General features: G+C 69.2%; 12 protein-coding genes and 1 pseudogene. 8 read left to right on the forward strand and 5 right to left on the reverse strand.

The features are described from left to right. Positions 1–40: 40 nt before the first annotated feature. Positions 41–742: a YitT family protein gene (locus I1A62_RS42525; protein ID WP_257890676.1), complete on the forward strand. Its 702-nt coding sequence runs from the start codon at positions 41–43 to the stop codon at positions 740–742. A 14-nt stretch (positions 743–756) separates the two neighbouring features. Here the strand turns inward: I1A62_RS42525 and glgX are convergent. Next, positions 757–2,724, reverse strand: a pseudogene (gene glgX, locus I1A62_RS42530) (glycogen debranching protein GlgX); the annotation flags it as partial. Positions 2,725–2,807: 83 nt separating this feature from the next. Between glgX and I1A62_RS42535 the strand changes: the two are divergent. The 5 genes from I1A62_RS42535 to I1A62_RS42555 are packed head-to-tail and all read left to right on the forward strand — an operon-like array spanning position 2,808 to position 7,547. Beyond that, positions 2,808–3,632: an ABC transporter ATP-binding protein gene (locus I1A62_RS42535; RefSeq protein ID WP_072937719.1), complete on the forward strand. Its 825-nt coding sequence runs from the start codon at positions 2,808–2,810 to the stop codon at positions 3,630–3,632. 52 nt (positions 3,633–3,684) lie between these two features. Beyond that, positions 3,685–4,524: an NUDIX domain-containing protein gene (locus I1A62_RS42540; protein WP_219458072.1), complete on the forward strand. Its 840-nt coding sequence runs from the start codon at positions 3,685–3,687 to the stop codon at positions 4,522–4,524. Positions 4,525–4,581: 57 nt separating this feature from the next. Then, positions 4,582–5,361 (forward strand): enoyl-CoA hydratase/isomerase family protein, encoded by a 780-nt coding sequence (locus I1A62_RS42545; RefSeq protein ID WP_124392720.1) that lies wholly within the window; start codon positions 4,582–4,584, stop codon positions 5,359–5,361. Positions 5,362–5,416: 55 nt separating this feature from the next. Next, positions 5,417–6,388, forward strand: a complete 972-nt coding sequence (locus I1A62_RS42550; protein WP_124392721.1) for a class I SAM-dependent methyltransferase — start codon at positions 5,417–5,419, stop codon at positions 6,386–6,388. Position 6,389: 1 nt separating this feature from the next. Beyond that, positions 6,390–7,547: a class I SAM-dependent methyltransferase gene (locus tag I1A62_RS42555; RefSeq protein ID WP_219458073.1), complete on the forward strand. Its 1,158-nt coding sequence runs from the start codon at positions 6,390–6,392 to the stop codon at positions 7,545–7,547. 39 nt (positions 7,548–7,586) lie between these two features. Here the strand turns inward: I1A62_RS42555 and I1A62_RS42560 are convergent, their stop codons facing one another. Then, positions 7,587–8,894 carry a PQQ-binding-like beta-propeller repeat protein gene (locus I1A62_RS42560; RefSeq protein ID WP_219458074.1) on the reverse strand — a complete coding sequence of 436 codons (1,308 nt, stop codon included), beginning with the start codon at positions 8,892–8,894 and terminating at the stop codon, positions 7,587–7,589. Positions 8,895–9,031: 137 nt separating this feature from the next. Between I1A62_RS42560 and I1A62_RS42565 the strand changes: the two genes are divergently transcribed. Together I1A62_RS42565 and I1A62_RS42570 are read left to right on the forward strand one after the other, a co-directional pair. After that, positions 9,032–9,775: an acyltransferase gene (locus I1A62_RS42565; protein ID WP_124392724.1), complete on the forward strand. Its 744-nt coding sequence runs from the start codon at positions 9,032–9,034 to the stop codon at positions 9,773–9,775. A 25-nt stretch (positions 9,776–9,800) separates the two neighbouring features. After that, positions 9,801–10,058 carry a DUF3253 domain-containing protein gene (locus I1A62_RS42570; RefSeq protein WP_219458075.1) on the forward strand — a complete coding sequence of 86 codons (258 nt, stop codon included), beginning with the start codon at positions 9,801–9,803 and terminating at the stop codon, positions 10,056–10,058. 77 nt (positions 10,059–10,135) lie between these two features. Here I1A62_RS42570 and I1A62_RS42575 read toward each other — a convergent pair whose 3' ends face one another. The 3 genes from I1A62_RS42575 to I1A62_RS42585 are packed head-to-tail and all read right to left on the reverse strand — an operon-like array spanning position 10,136 to position 13,745. Further along, positions 10,136–11,380 carry a glycosyltransferase family 4 protein gene (locus tag I1A62_RS42575; RefSeq protein WP_124392726.1) on the reverse strand — a complete coding sequence of 415 codons (1,245 nt, stop codon included), beginning with the start codon at positions 11,378–11,380 and terminating at the stop codon, positions 10,136–10,138. Continuing rightward, complete coding sequence (locus I1A62_RS42580) at positions 11,377–12,969, reverse strand: glycoside hydrolase family 57 protein (protein WP_219458076.1); 1,593 nt, start codon at positions 12,967–12,969, stop codon at positions 11,377–11,379. The genes I1A62_RS42575 and I1A62_RS42580 overlap by 4 nt, the downstream gene beginning before the upstream one ends. Beyond that, positions 12,966–13,745 carry a bifunctional 2-polyprenyl-6-hydroxyphenol methylase/3-demethylubiquinol 3-O-methyltransferase UbiG gene (locus I1A62_RS42585; RefSeq protein ID WP_219458077.1) on the reverse strand — a complete coding sequence of 260 codons (780 nt, stop codon included), beginning with the start codon at positions 13,743–13,745 and terminating at the stop codon, positions 12,966–12,968. The genes I1A62_RS42580 and I1A62_RS42585 overlap by 4 nt, the downstream gene beginning before the upstream one ends. Positions 13,746–13,973: the final 228 nt, after the last annotated feature.

Raw genomic sequence — 13,973 nt, forward strand, 5'->3', positions numbered from 1 at the left:
GCTATGGGGTCCCGCCCGGGTTCACGACAGACTGGTGGTCATGCTCGCTCGACGCCTGATCGCACTGTTCGCCGGACTGTGGCTGTACGGCTTCTCGATGGCCATGATGATCACCGCCGGCCTCGGCCTCGACCCGTGGGACGTGTTCCATCAGGGCGTCGCCGGCCGCACGCCACTCAGTTTCGGCGCCGTGACCGCGTTGACCGGCGTCGTGGTGCTCGCACTCTGGATTCCGATCCGCCAGAAACCGGGATTCGGCACGGTCGCCAACGTGGTGGTCATCGCGGTGTCGGTGGACACGTCGCTGGCGTGGCTCGAACCTGCCGACTCTCTCGCCGTGCGGATCGCGGTGATGCTCGGCGGTGTCGTCCTCAACGCGCTCGCCACCGTGCTGTACATCGGTGCGGGGATGGGCCCGGGCCCGCGGGACGGCCTCATGACCGGGCTGGTCGCGCGGACCGGGCTGTCGGTGCGGGTGATCCGGACGTCGATCGAGGTGACCGTGCTGGCCACCGGCTGGGTGCTCGGCGGCACCGTCGGGGTGGGCACCGTCGTCTACGCGCTGGGCATCGGCCCGCTCATCCAGTTGATGATGCGTTTCGGCGGCATCTACCCGACCGCGCGGAAGACGAGCAGTGCGGGACCGGACACCGCGATCGTGGAGTCGCCGGAGATCGGGCCGCCCGGTTCCGGTGCGCCGTCCGGTGAGGCCGAGTCGAACTCGGCGAGCACCGTCCCGTAGAACCATTCGGGACACCCCAGGGTGATCGCGGCAGGCCCCCCCGAGTGGAAGACGAGAAGCCAGCTGTCGTCGGTGAGCTGGTGCCCGTCCTCGGTGTGGGAGCGGATGTCGGAACCGTCGATCCACGCCTGGAGGGTGCGCCGGGAGTCGTCGTGCCACGCCGAATCGTCCATCTCGGCGCCGTCCGCGCCGAACCACACGAGGTCGGGATGGCCGGTGGGTGTGCGCCTGCCCTCGAAGAATTCCGGCTGACGCAGGGCGGGGGAGGCGCGCCGGAGGTCGAGGGCCCGGGTGACGAACGCGACGAGGGTCGGGTCCCCGGCGCTCCAGTCGAGGGGCCAGGAATCTTCGCGCGGGGTGCCTTCGGGAACGCAGTACGCGTTGTTGTTGCCGCCCAGGGTGTGCCCGAATTCGTCGCCCGCGGTGAACATCGGTGTGCCGGTGGACAGCGCGAGGGTGGCCAGCAGCGCGCGGACGTGCCGGGACCGCGCCTCGGTGACCGCCGGGTCGTCGGTGGGGCCTTCGACGCCGTGGTCGACGGAGTCGTTGAAGTCGGCGCCGTCCCGGTTGTCCTCGCCGTTGGCCTCGTTGCGTTTGCGGGTGTACGACACGAGGTCCGCGGCGGTGAACCCGTCGTGCGCCGTGACGAAATTGACCGAAGCCCAGGGGCGCCGGGTGCCGAAGACGTCCTCGGAGCCCGCCACCCGGGAGGCGAGTTCGCGCACCCCGGTGCCGCCGTTCCAGAACCGCCGAACGGCGTTGCGGTACTTGTCGTTCCACTCGGACCACTGGGAGCCGAAGTGCCCGACCCGGTATCCGTCGGAGGTGGCGTCCCACGGTTCGGCGATCAGTTTGCAGCGCGAGAGAACGGGATCCGCGGTGATCGCGGAGAAGATCGAAGCGCGGGAATCGAATCGGCCGCCGCCGGGCCGGCCGAGCGCGGACGCGAGGTCGAACCGGAAGCCGTCGACGCCCATCTCGTGCGCCCAGTACCGCAGGCTGTCGCCGATCATCCGGACGACGACGGGCGACTGCGCGTCGACGGTGTTCCCGCACCCGGTGAGATCGATGTCGCGCCCCTCGGAGTCGAGGAGGTAGTAGCCGGGGGCGTCGAGGCCGCGCCAGCTGAGACTGATGCCGTCGACGCTCTGCTCGCAGGTGTGGTTGTAGACCACGTCCAGAACGACCTCGATCCCCGCGGCGTGCAGCGCGTCGACCATGGTGTGGAACTCGGTGATCTCCTCGCCGGGCACGACCGCGTACCCGGGGTGGGGGGCGAAGAACGCTGCGGTGGAGTATCCCCAGTGGTTGCGCATGCCCCGCGAGCGCACGGTGGCCTCGGAGACGTACGCCTGCACCGGGAGCAGTTCGACCGCGGTCACCCCGAGGCGGACGAGATGACCGACGACGGCCGGTTCGGCGAGACCCAGATACGTTCCGCGGTACCGCGGCGGCACGTCGGGGTGCCGCGCGGTGAACGACCCCACGTGGAGTTCGTAGACAACGGTTTCCTCCCACGGCCTTTCGATCCGCGGTCCGCTCGTGCGGGCGTGATCGGCCGTCACCACCGACACTGGTGTGTGGCCCAGGCTGTCGATGAGAGACGGGCCGCCGAACGGGCCGCCGTCGTGGGAGAGCAGCGCCTCGTGGTCGCCGAGTTCGCCGGTGATGCGTGTGGCCCACGGATCCAGAAGTAGTTTGGCGGGGTTGAGGCGCACGCCGTGCGCGGGATCCCAGCGACCGTGCGCGCGGTAGCCGTAGCGCTGCCCCGCGCCGACACCCTCGACGACGCCGTGCCAGATGCCGTACGTCCGCTGGACCAGGTCGATCCGGGTCTCGTCGCCCTCCTCCGAAATCAGGCACACCTGTACCAGTTCGGCGTCGGGGGCGTGAACCGCGAACTGCGTTCCGGTGCCACGCACTTTCGCTCCCAGGGGAAACGGCGACCCGGGCAGCCGCAGACTCGGCGGGAGGGACGACATCTCGCCGGGGTACGGATCGATGTGAGGCGACACGCAACTGATCCTGCCGTGAATGCCCGGAAGATGTGCGGGAAGATGGGTCCGTGCATGAACCTGATCCTGATCTCCTCATCGAATTCGACGACGTTCTCCTCCGCCGCGGGGGCAACACTCTCGTGGGCCCGGTCACCTGGAAGGTGGAACTCGACGAACGATGGGTCGTCCTCGGGCCGAACGGAGCAGGGAAGACGTCGTTGCTCCGCATCGCGGCCGCCGAACTGCATCCCACGAGCGGAAGCGCCTACCTCCTCGGCGAGCGACTCGGCCGCGTCGACATCAACGAACTCCGGCCGCGGATCGGACTGTCCTCCTCGGCGCTCGCCAACCGGGTGCCGTCCGAGGAGGTCGTGAGCGATCTCGTCGTCTCCGCCGGCTACGCGGTGCTCGGGCGGTGGCGTGAGCGTTATGACGACATGGACACCGATCGTGCCGTAGAGATGCTCGAGAGCCTCGGTGCCGAACACCTCGCCAAGCGCACCTACGGCACGTTGTCCGAGGGCGAGCGCAAGCGCGTCCTCATCGCCCGTGCGCTGATGACCGACCCGGAACTGCTGCTGCTCGACGAGCCCGCCGCCGGTCTCGACCTCGGTGGGCGCGAGGAACTGGTCGCGCGCCTCACCGATCTCGCCGCGGACCCCGACGCCCCCGCGACGGTCCTCATCACCCACCACGTCGAGGAGATCCCGCCGGGATTCACCCACGCCATGCTCCTCAAGGAGGGGGCGGTGGTCTCTCAGGGGCTCCTGGACCAGGTCATCACGGCCGAGAACCTCAGCGAGGCGTTCAGCCAGTCCATCAGCCTGGACAAGGTGGACGGCCGGTTCTTCGCGCGGCGGACCCGCGTCCCCGGCGCGCACCGGAGGGGCTGAGGACCGGGGACCGACTGCGACGCGCGTCACCCGGCGGCGTAGGTTCCGAGGCATGGTCTCGAAGCAAGAGCAGACGCCCCGCGACAGTACCGACGTGGCGCCCAAGGACGCGTCCACCGTCATTCTCATCCGTGACGCCGCAGGTGCCGCGGCGTCCGGCATCGAGGTGTTCCTCCTCCGCCGGGTGAAGGGGATGGCGTTCGCCGGCGGAATGACCGTGTTCCCCGGCGGCGGCGTCGACCCGTCCGACGCCGAGGCCGAGGTCGACTGGGCGGGACCGTCCGTCGATTGGTGGGCCGAACGGTTCTCCACCGACGCGGCGCGCGCGAAGGCTCTCGTGTGCGCGGCAGTGCGCGAGACGTTCGAGGAATGCGGCGTGCTCCTCGCGGGACCGAGCGCAGACACGGTCGTGGCGGACACGTCGCGGTACGCGCAGGCACGTACCCAACTCGAGAAGCGCGAGCTGTCGTTCAGCGACTTCCTGAAACGCGAGAACCTCGTCCTGCGGGCCGATCTGCTGCGGCCCTGGGCCAACTGGATCACCCCGGTCGGCGAGGGCCGCCGCTACGACACGAGGTTCTTCGTGGCCGCCGCACCGCAGGGCCAGATCGCGGACGGTGCGACGTCCGAGGCGGAGGAGGTGCAGTGGCAGAGTCCGGCCGCGGCGCTCGAGCACTGGCAGGGCGGCGGAAGCATCCTGCTGCCGCCGACGTGGAGTCAGCTGACGGCGCTCAGCGCGTTCGGCTCGGTCGCGGATGTGCTGGCCGCGGAGCCGGAGATCCCGGTGATCCTGCCGACGCTGATCACCAGCGAGGAGCAGCTCCGCGTCGAGTTCCCGGGACAGGACGGCTACTACGTAGCCGGTCCGCATCCGTGGGCGTCCCGCGACTGATCGCGATGGGGCGGGCCGCGAAACCGGGTCCGAGGCAGACAAGTAGCCTTTTGCCTCATGGCTGAGTTTGTCACCCTCGAGGTATCCGAAGGCATCGGCACGATCCGGCTCGCGCGCCCCCCGATGAACGCTCTGAACCGTCAGGTCCAGCAGGAGTTGCGGGCCGCGGCGCGGGCGGCGACCGTCGACTCCGACGTGAAGGCCGTCATCGTCTACGGCGGTGAGAAGGTCTTCGCCGCGGGCGCGGACGTGAAGGAAATGTCCGAGATGGAGTTCGGGCAGATGTCCGACGTGATCGGCGACCTGCAGTCGGATCTCGCGGCGGTCTCCGAGATCCCGAAGCCGACCGTCGCCGCCATCACGGGGTACGCGCTCGGCGGCGGACTGGAGGTCGCGCTGTCGGCCGATCGGCGCATCGTGGGTGACAACGCGAAGCTCGGCGTGCCGGAGATCCTGCTCGGCATCATTCCCGGAGGCGGTGGCACCCAGCGTCTCGCCCGGCTGATCGGACCGTCCAAAGCCAAGGATCTGCTGTTCACCGGCCGGTTCGTCGACGCCGAGGAGGCTCTGGCGATCGGTCTGGTCGACGAGGTCGTGGCGCCGGACGACGTGTACGAGGCGGCGCGCACCTGGGCATCGCAGTTCACGAAGGGAGCGGGCCGCGCACTGGCCGCGGCCAAGGCCGCCGTCGACCGTGGGCTGGACGTCGACCTGGGCACCGGCCTGGCGGTGGAGCGTCAGCTGTTCACCGCGCTGTTCGCCACCCGGGACCGCAAGATCGGGATGGAATCGTTCATCGAGAACGGCCCGGGTAAGGCTCAGTTCACGGGCGAGTAGTCTGAAGCCCCAAACTAGAACCTGTTCACTCTTACCAGCGAGTAGGATTTGCCGCATGACTGCAAGCGCCCACGACGACCCAGCTCCTCATCCGCACGCCACCGCCGAAGAGGTCGAGGCTGCGCTGAAGGACACCAAACTGGCCCAGGTGCTGTACCACGACTGGGAAGCCGAGACGTACGACGAGAAGTGGTCGATCTCGTACGACGAACGGTGCATCGACTACGCGCGCGGACGTTTCGACGCCGTCGCGGGCGATCAGCCGCTGCCCTACGAGCGGGCGCTCGAACTAGGCTGCGGCACCGGGTTCTTCCTCCTCAACCTCATGCAGGGTGGAGTCGCGAATACCGGTTCGGTCACCGACCTCTCGCCCGGCATGGTGAAGGTCGCGCTCCGCAACGCCGAGGGCCTCGGACTGTCGGTCGACGGCCGCGTCGCGGACGCCGAGACCATCCCGTACGAGGACGACACGTTCGACCTCGTCGTGGGACATGCGGTCCTGCACCACATCCCGGACGTCGAGCAGTCGCTGCGCGAGGTCCTCCGTGTCCTCAAGCCGGGCGGTCGCTTCGTGTTCGCCGGTGAGCCGACGACCATCGGGAACTTCTACGCCCGCTGGCTCGGCCGCGCGACATGGGAGGCCACCACCCGGATCACCCGGTTGCCGTTCCTCGCCGACTGGCGTCGCCCGCAGGCGGAACTGGACGAGTCCTCGCGCGCGGCCGCGCTCGAGGCCGTCGTCGACCTCCACACGTTCGATCCGAGCGACCTCGAGAAGATCGCGAAGTCGGCAGGCGCCGAGCAGGTTCACGCGGCCACCGAGGAATTCGCCGCCGCTCTGCTCGGATGGCCGGTCCGCACGTTCGAGGCCGCTGTGCCCCCGGAGAAGCTGGGCTGGGGCTGGGGACGTTTCGCGTTCACCGGATGGAAGACGCTGAGCTGGGTCGACGAGAAGCTTCTCCGGCACGTGGTGCCGCGCGGATTCTTCTACAACGTCATGATCACCGGCGTGAAGCCCGGCAACTGAATTGGGCTATGCGTTCACTCCCGGGGACGTGGAGTTCCTGCAGAGTGAGGAAGGGGCCGCCGCTCTCACGGAAGTGGACGCCCTCGCACTGACCGCGTCTACGCGCCTGGCCGACATCGGCCGGGCGCGTACGCGTTTCGGCTCCCACGTGGCGTTGCTGGTGGAGACCGTCCTGCTTCGGCGGAAGGCGGCCGCCAAACTGCCCGGCACCGGAACCTGGTTCTTCACCGACGACGCACTGCAACAGGCGACCCCGCGTGCGGTCGCCGCGCACCGGGCGACGCGGTTGACGGACCGGAACGTCCACGACGTCACCTGTTCCATCGGTGCCGAACTGGACGCGGTCGTCGGGACGGCGGCGACGGTGATCGGCAGCGACCTCGACCCTGTTCGGCTCCTGATGGCGAAGCACAACGTTCCCGGCGCGACGGTTCTGCGCGCCGACGCGCTCGTCCCGTGCACCCGCGGAACCGTCGTCCTCGCCGATCCGGCGCGACGGTCCGGCGGCAGGCGCACGCACAACCCCGCTGCGCTGGAACCGCCGCTGCCCGATCTGATCGACGCGTACCGCGGTCGCGATCTGGCCGTGAAGTGCGCCCCCGGACTCGATTTCGACCGGCTCGGCTGGGACGGCGAGGCGGAGGTGGTGTCCCTCGACGGCGGTGTGCGCGAGGCCTGCCTGTGGTCGCCGGGACTGTCCGGCGGCGGTGTCACGCGGCGGGCGAGCGTGCTCGGCTCCGACGGAACCGCCTGGACGGTCACGGACGCCGAGGGCGACGACATCCCCGAACGCGCACCGGGCGAGTGGATCGTCGACCCGGACGGCGCCGTCGTGCGTGCCGGCCTGGTGCGGCACTACGCCGCCCGGAATGGACTGTGGCAGCTCGATCCCCGGATCGCGTATCTCACCGGCGATTCGGTTCCCGACGGCGTACGGGGATTCCGCATCCTCGATCAGGTGAAGTATTCGGAGAAGTCGCTGCGGCAGGAACTTGCCCGTCACGATTGCGGTGTGGCGGAAATCCTGGTGCGCGGCGTCGACGTCGATCCCGCGGTCCTGCGGCCCAAGCTGAAGCTGCGCGGAAGCCGTTCGCTCAGTGTGGTGATCACGCGGATCGGCCGGTCCGGCGTCGCCTTCATTTGCGCTGCGCGCCCGTGAGTACTTGTTAACGTCCGGCGGTTAACAAGTACTCACGGGTCAGCGGAGGACGAACAGTTCCCCGAGTAGGGTGGGCGTGAGCACTTCACCCTTCGGGCCGACGGACGTGCCGACGGTGAAGCCCTTCGCCCCGGGCAGCGTGTCCTGATCGAGGGTTTCGCCGGTGCCGGTGTCGAACGTGAGCATCGCCAGTCCGTCCGCACCCTCACGGACCACCGCGTACCCGGTGGACCCGGCCGTCTGCGCCGGGACTCCCAGCTGCAGCAGATCCTTTCGCTCCCAGACGAGTTCGGCGTGATCGCCCTTGTCCTGCAGGGCCAGCAGGTGGCCGTCGGGACCACCCGCGGGGATGATCAGGCCGTCCGCGGACGTCGACGGGCTGCCTGCCGCGGCGTACCCGATGTCGTAGCTCCACTTCGGATCACCGGTCGCAGAGTCGATCGCCCACATCGTTCCCCAGTTGTCGTTGGCGTAGACGACGGAGCCGTCGGCCGACAGGTCCGGGCTGGACGCGCTGCCGCCGGGCAGTGTGTCGCTGGACCATTCCTGGGTGATCGCGGGGTTGTCGCCACCGGAGTACTTCATCGCGACGAGTTCCGCCTGGGGTGCGCCGGGCGCGAAGAGCGTGAAGTAGAACTTGCCGGACTCGAGGTCGATGGCAGGCATGTTCGCCACCGGGCAGTCGGGTGCGCCGAAGAAGCAGCCGCGAAGGCCCTGGTCGTCCGGGATGATGTCGGCGTTGGCACCGTCGGCGAAGGACGGCGGCGGGACGAGATCGTACGGCGCCACGACCTTCTGGCCGTTCTGCGTGTTCACGACGTTGATCTGGCCGAGCTGGGTGATGAAGAGGAGATTGCCGTCACCGGTGAACTGCGCGGACAGCGGGGTCCCGACCACCGGTGTGCGCCAACGCAGCTGGCCGTATTCGTTGAACGAGTTGATGGCGCCGTTCTCGCCGACGTACACGTTCGCGGCACCGTCGACGACCGGTGTGGACGCCACGACACCGGGGGCGAGTTGCCGGCACCAGCGTTTGCGGCCGCTGTCCATCTGGTAGGAGAAGAGATTGCAGCCCTTCTCGGTGCGCGCGGTGACGAAGATCTGGCCGCTCGCCGCCACGGACGCGTAATTCGCGACCGGGCCGCCGAGCGGGCGCGACCACGCGAAGGAGAGGTCGCGGGAACCGGTGACGGGGCTGGTGTCGCTGTTGCGGGCGTCGGCGTGCATGCCGGGCCACCCGCCCGCCGAGAAGATGTCGTCGACCTGCGGTCCGCTGCTGCATCCGCTGAGGACGACAGTCGAGATCGTCGCCAGCGCCAGTACTGACGAACGTAGGACCCGCCGCATTACATCTCCTCGTCTTCGATAACGCTCGGCCCAGAGACTATCTCGCCGAGGTGGGGTCGAGCACACTCCCCGAGGCGGTGCCGGAGTCCGGACGCACCCGAACGGGGGTGCGGGCGGTGAACGTAGGCTGACAGGCTATGACGAGCATGTGGGGCGCACCGTTGCGTACGAGGTGGCGAGGATCCCGGCGGAGCGACAGCGAGCAGGCCCGCTTCCTGACACGCGACTCGCTGCGATGGGTGCTGGCGAACAAGGCGTACACGCCGTGGTACCTGGTGCGGTACTACCGGCTCGCGAAGTTCAAGCTCGCCAACCCGCACGTGATCCTGCGCGGCATGGTGTTCCTCGGCAAGCGGGTGGAGATCCATTCGACCCCCGACCTGTCCCGGCTCGAGATCGGCCGGTGGGTGCACATCGGCGACGGCAACGCCATCCGCTGCCACGAGGGTTCGCTGCGCATCGGCGACAAGGTGGTGTTCGGGAAGGACAACGTCGTCAACACGTACCTCGACATCGAGATCGGCGCGTCGACGCTCGTGGCCGACTGGTGTTACATCACGGACTTCGACCACCGCATGGACGACGTGAACGTCCCGATCAAGGATCAGGGCATCGTGAAGGGCCCCGTCCGCATCGGTCCCGACACGTGGGTGGCGGCCAAGGTGACGGTCTTGCGCAACACGCGCGTGGGGCGTGGCTGCGTTCTCGGCGCGCATGCCGTCGTGAAGGGTGACATCCCGGACTTCAGCATCGCCGTCGGGTCGCCGGCCAAGGCCGTGAAGAACCGCAAGTCGGAGTGGGAGGCCGGCGCGGCCGACCGCGCGAAGTACATCGCGGCCCTCGAAGACATCGCCCGCAAGAAGGCGGCACAGGAGAACTGAGCGGCGCGGTGCCATAGTCGGAAGCATGGCCGCGTCGGACAGCGAACTCGAGGACCGCATCCGGGCGCTACTCGACGCCCGGGCCGACAGCGCGAGCATCTGCCCGTCGGATGTCGCGCGAGCCGTCGCCCCCGACGACTGGCAACCTCTCATGGAACCGGTTCGAGAGGCTGCGCGGCGTCTGGCAGACGCCGGAGAGGTCGAGATCACCCAGAAGGGTGACGTGGTGGATCCGGAATCGGCACGCGGCCCGATCCGGATCCGGCGGGCCCGCACGAACTGAGCGGCGAATGTACCGCTCGGCGCACCGAAGGCGCCGAACGGTACATTCGCCCGGTCAGAGCTCGGCACGGAGCCCGGTCAGCGGCCGGGCAGGGGACGCTCGGGGATCTCCGGCCGCGCGAGCGGATGCCGCACGCGACGTTTGGCGCCCGCGTAGACGTGGACGGTCTCCTCGGCCACCTTGTGCCAGTCGAAATCGGCGGTGAGCCGGTCGCGGGCGGCCACTGCGCGCTGCTGCGCCCCGGCCGGGTCGTCGAGGACCTCCCGGACTGCGGACGTGAGTCCGGTGACGTCGCCCGGCTGGAACGACATGCCCGTTTCGCCGTCGACGACCGCTTCTCCGAGGCCGCCCGCGGTGGACGCGACGAGCGGGGTTCCGGAGGCGGCGGCCTCGAGCGCGATGATGCCGAACGGCTCGTACCGGCTGGGCAGGACGATGGCGTCGGCGCCGTGCAGCCACCCGAGCAGTTCGATGTGGTCGAGGTTGCCGAGGAAGTTCACGGCGCGGGCGACGCGATGGGTGCGGGCCTGCTGGTAGAGCCAGGTGAACTGGGTGCCCTCCCCGGCGATCGACAGCGTCGTCCCGGGGTGGCTGCGTCGGATGCGGGGGAGCGCGGCGATGGCGTCCTGCACGCCCTTCTCGTATTCGAGGCGGCCGACGAACAGCAGTTTCGGCGGCCCGGACCGTGGCGCGCGCTCGCGGAAACTCCACGTCGTGAGGTCGATTCCGTTGCGGATCACCGTGATCGGCGGGAGCTGCGGACCGTAGAGTGCGGTCACCTCGTCCTGCATCGACGCGGAACACGTGATGAGCGCATCGGATTCGTTGGCCAGCCACCATTCCACCGAGTGCACCTGCCGGTTGATCCGGCCGGACACCCAGCCGCTGTGCCGGCCGGCTTCGGTGGCGTGGAGCGTGGAAACCAAAGGGACGTCGTAGAATTCGGCCAACGCGATGGCTGGATGCGCCACCAGCCAGTCGTGCGCGTGCACCACGTCCGGCTGCCAGCCCTCCCCGACACCCGGCTTGTGCAGTGCGACGCCGGCCCGCACCATCGCGTGCCCCATCGCGAGCGTCCACGCGAGCATGTCCTCGCCGAACACGAAGTGCGCGGGGTCCTCGGCGACGGCGACCACCAGGACGCCGTCCTCGATGTGGGTGACGGTGGGATGGGTCGACGCGTCGGTGCCCGACGGCCGCCGCGACAGCACCACCACTTCGTGTCCGGCGGCGGCGAGTTCGGTGGCCAGGTGGTGCACGTGCCGGCCGAGACCGCCGACCACGACGGGTGGGTACTCCCACGACACGATCAGGATCTTCACGACGCCCCTCCCTCGGTGCCCGTCAGCCGGTGGTCCCCGGCGGGCAGACGTCGCGCATCGAGCCCGGGGAACAGGCCGTCGGCGCGGTTCCATCCCTCTGCGATCCTGCTCGCGGCCGCGTCCTTGCCCGCCGAGACGGCGGCGGCGATCTCACGGGTGGCGTGCGCGTGCTTGTGTGCCCGGTCGCGGGCGTACCCGGCGGCCGAATCCTTGCTGACCATGAACGCCCAGTCGCTCGACACCGTCATGAGTGCCTCGCGCAGCATCTGGTCGTTGACGCGATTCCGGAGTGCGGGACGTCCCGGGGCGGCGTCGTGGGACTTGTCGACGGTGTCGAGGGCGGTCCCGACCACCTCGGAGTTGAGTTGCACCAGGTCCGCGACCTGATCGCCGGCCCACACCCGCCAGTCCTTGCCGGATCCCCACGACGAGTTCTCGAGCTGGACGGGTTCGCCGACGTAGCCCTGGCTGCGGGCGTCGTCGAGGGTGCCGACCCGGATTCCGGCCTCGGGCAGCGCCCGCAGCACCTTCTCGAGCCATTCGGGGCCCTCGTGCCACCAGTGCCCGAACAGTTCCGTGTCGAACGCGGCGACGACGAGCGCGGGCCGCCCGATGCGCTCGGACTCGACGCGCAGCCGTTTGCGGACGGTGGCGACGAAGTCGGCGACGTGCCGGTCGACCGCCACCGACGCGAGAGCGGGGTCGTACGGCGCCTTGTCGGCCGAGTCGACCGTGCGGCCGGTGACCCGGGCCGGTTTGAGTCCCGTGGCGTGGTCGTACGTGTGGAAGTCGCGGTAGGCGCCGTGGCCGGGGTAGCCCGACTTCGGCGACCACACCCGGTAGCTGACCTGCAGATCGCGTCCGAACGCGACCACGTCGGAGTCCCGGACCGGCCGGCCGAGGGACGTGTCGCCGCGCAGGGCGGGACCGTCGACCATGAAATGCGTCACGCCGGCGTCGGCGTATCCGGTCTCCATGCCGGGGGTGTACCCGCATTCGGGCCCCCAGATACCTGTCGGCGTGCAGTTCCACCGGGCGGCGGCGTCGGCGATCCCCTCGCGGAGGGAGAAGGCGCGCAGCCGCGGATCGAGCAGCGGCTGGAACGGGTGGGCGAGCGGACCGCCGAGCAGTTCGAACGCCTCGCGGTCGAGGAGGTCGCGCAGCACCGGCGAGCCGCCGTGGCGCCAGCGCAACTCGAAGTCGGCGAGGGCCGCGGCGGACGCACGGTGTTCGCGCGCACCGAGTTCGCGGTGCGCGTCGTCGGGCATTCCTGCCGCCTCGTGCGCGCGGATCTGCCAGTTCCCGAGCCAGTGGTGCATCCCGGTGAGGCAGTGCGGATCATCGAGCTGAGCTGCGAGAACGGGGGTGATGCCGAGGGTCAGCAGATGCGAGCGACCCTCGTCGGACAGCCGCCGCAGCATCGCGGTGAGCGGGAGGTACGACGCCGCCCACGACTGGTAGAGCCATTCCTCGCCGACGGGCCAGCGGCCGTGGTTGGCGAGCCAGGGCAGGTGGGAGTGCAGGACCAGGCAGAACATGCCCGGTTCCGTCGCGTCGCCCGCTCCGGTGCGGTTGTCGGATCCGGTCACCGAACAGGATCCTTCACCGCGATGGCCACCAGGTCGAGGCTGTCGTCGATGTCGCCTTCGTGCAGTGCGAAATCGTCGACGGTGATGCCCTCGACGTCGCGGGTCAGTTCCTCGGGCCACGGTTCGCCGGCGAGTGCGCGGTCGATCTGCGCGCCGATGAACGAGCCGCCATGCTTCGTGTCGAGGGCCTTCAGCCGCGTGCCGTGGTGCACGCCGGTCAGGAGGGCGACGGTGAATCCGGCCTCCTCGAGCAGTTCGGTCAGCTCGGCCGCGTCGAGTTCGCGGGTGTGGAACGGATTCAGCGGCGTGTCGCGGCCCGGCGAGAACGTGATGCGGTTGGGTGTGCTGACGAGCAGTTCCCCTCCGGGGGTCAGCACCCGGAAGCACTCGCGCAGGAATTGGGCCTGGTCCCACAGGTGTTCGATCACCTGGAAATTGACGACGGTGTCGACGGATTCGTCGCCGAGGGGAAGCTCCGCGAGATTGCCGTGCAGCATCTCGACCCGGGGGTACCGCACGCGGACGTGTTCGACGGCGGAGATGTCGTAGTCGAGTCCGGTGACGCTCTGTGCCACATCGGCAATCATGTTGGCGCCGTAGCCTTCTCCGGATCCGGCCTCGAGTACCCGGCGTCCCGCGCAGCGGGGGAGGAGGTCGCGGTAGACGACCTCGTGCCGCCGGAACCAGTAGTTCTCCTCGGGGATACCGGGCACGGTCCGCTCGCCCGTGAGGGGCAGTGGTGCGTCCTCGCGGTCGCCGACAAATGATTCGCTCACCGGTGCGAGGTTAGTGCCCCCGGCAAGGTCGCTCGCCCAGGTGGTCTACATCACAGCGGTGAAATGCGGTTTCGGCCGTTATGGTGAACGAGACTTTCGCGCAAGTTACCAACGGGTAACTTAGCGTGGGGTAATCTGTCGCAGAGCAATCGTGCGACGAAATATCGAAAGACGAGAGCTCGGTCCGCGCGGAGCGACTCACGATAACCACGCAAGAACACACAGGAG

The sequence above is a fragment of the Rhodococcus sp. USK10 genome, assembly GCF_019378875.1.
GTDB lineage: Bacteria > Actinomycetota > Actinomycetes > Mycobacteriales > Mycobacteriaceae > Rhodococcus_F > Rhodococcus_F pseudokoreensis.